Genomic DNA, 2,109 nt, shown 5'->3' on the forward strand with positions numbered 1-2,109 from the left:
AACGTGGCGGGAGGGGTGTTAGGCGTCGGTGCGGAACACCTGGATCACGGACGGACGGGGTGCGCGCGCCTCGCCGCGGGCCGGCGTCGCGCCTTCCTTAACGTAGTCCGGGAAGAACGAGCTCTGCTTCTCGAACGAGCCATCCTCACCCGGGTGCTGCACGGCCACGAACACGGTGCGCTCGTCGTCGTGGATGATCGGTCCGCAGGTCTCGCCTTCCTTCGGCACGGCCAGGAACTGCTCCACCTTGCCACGTTCGGCGCCTTCGAGGGTGACCTTGAAGAGGCCGTCGGCCTTGCCGATTCCGGCGGGGGCGCCGTCGGTGGAGATCCACAGGTTGCCCACGGAGTCGAACGCGAGGTTGTCCGGGCAGGAGATGGGCGAGACCTTGTCCACCGGGAAGCCGGAGAAGTAGGTGAACTTGTCGGTGGCGGGATCGCCGCAGACCATGAGCAGGTTCCACGTAAAGGCAGTGGAGGTCTGGTCGCCGGTTTCGGTGATTTCCACGATGTGGCCGTCACGGTTTTCGTTGCGCGGGTTGACCTCGTTGGCGGCTTCGTTCGAGCCGACGCCGCGGTTGGAGTTGTTGGTGCAGGCCACGTAGACCTTGCCGGTGTGCAGGCTGGGCTCAACGTCCTCGGCACGGTCCATCTTGGTGGGGCCAACCTTGTCGGCGGCAACGCGGGTGTAGACCAGAACTTCTTCAACAGTCATTTCCGGTACTGCAGAGACTCCGTTCTCCACCAGCGCGAGCCACTCGCCCGTGCCGTCGAACGCGCCGTCTACCGGCACTTCGCTGGCCTTGAAATCGGCTGAGTTTCCGGTGAACCGAGCCACGTAGAGGTTGCCGGCGGAGAGGAGCGTCATGTTGTGCTGGCGGTTGCCCTCGATGTACTTGTCCTTGGACACGAACTTGTAGAGGTAGTCGAAGCGCTCGTCGTCGCCGGAGTAAGCCACCACGTGCCCGGATTCGGCGATGATGACGTTGGCGCCCTCGTGCTTGAAGCGGCCCAACGAGGAGTGCTTCTTGGGGGTGGACGTCGGATCGAACGGGTCAACCTCAACAATGTAGCCGAAGCGGTTGGCCTCGTTCTCGTAGCCGGGTTTGCGGGTGTCGAAGCGCTCGTCATCAATTTCCCACTGGCGGGCGGTGGCCTTGTCGGTGAGGCCGTAACGCTTGTCATAAGCGGAGGTACCCGGGGAGCGGAAGTAACCGTTAAAGTTTTCCTCGCCGGAGAGGATGGTGCCCCACGGGGTGGTGCCGCCGGCGCAGTTACCCAGCGTGCCCTTGATGAAGCGGCCGTCGCGGTCCTTCACCGTCTTGACTAGCTCCGAGCCGGCGGCGGGGCCGGTCAGTTCGTAGACTGTGTTGTTCAGGAGGCGGCGGTTCAGCGGCGCGCCCTTGACGTAGGTCCACGGCTTGTTCTTGTTTTTGCGCTCCAGCTCGACGACGGACAGGCCGTGTGCAGCCTGGCCCACTGCGCGGACGTCGGCAGCGGGCATGGACGGCGGGAACATGATGCCGTCGTTGGTGTATTCGTGGTTCGCGAACAGCACGGCCCGGCGGCCCTTGGTGTTCGGGATCTCCAGGATGTCCGTGTAGTCGCAGTTGTAGCCGAACTGCTTTTCCTGCGCGGCGGCTGTCTGGTTGTTCAGGTCGAAGTCCGGGGTGCCGTTGAAGATCGGGTCACCCCAGCGGATCACGGGCTGCCAGGTGAAGCCTTCCGGAACGGTGACGGCGTCGACGGCGGCATCCACCGGAGCGATCGGCGTGAACTTCAGCTTCGCCTTGGCGAAGCCTTCCTTAGCTGCCGGCGCCAGGCCGGTGCCGCCGGCAACTGCCGGTTCCGCTGAGGTAATGGCGCTGCCGAGTACGACGGCGAGCGCACCGGCGGCGCCGAAGCCCAGGGCGGCGCGGCGCGACATGGTGGCGGACGCGATGTCCCGGAAGTAGCTGTTGGAGCTCGTGTTGCAGACATCGCCGGAGCAGGCGTTGTCGCACTTCAAGGCGCACGTGACGGCGCTGCGCTTGCCCTTGGTGTGGCCGAGCATGGGCAGCAGGGTGAACTTGCGGGCTGTCGTTTCAGACAAGGGGTGCCTCCAAATTTA

At 64.6% G+C, this 2,109-nt stretch carries 1 protein-coding gene; it reads right to left on the reverse strand.

The window, feature by feature from the left end:
- Positions 1-18 precede the first annotated feature (18 nt).
- Positions 19-2,091: a PhoX family protein gene (locus V6M49_RS08455; RefSeq protein WP_332760845.1), complete on the reverse strand. Its 2,073-nt coding sequence runs from the start codon at positions 2,089-2,091 to the stop codon at positions 19-21.
- Positions 2,092-2,109: the final 18 nt, after the last annotated feature.

This window comes from Pseudarthrobacter sp. (assembly GCF_036675385.1).
Classification (GTDB): Bacteria; Actinomycetota; Actinomycetes; order Actinomycetales; family Micrococcaceae; genus Arthrobacter.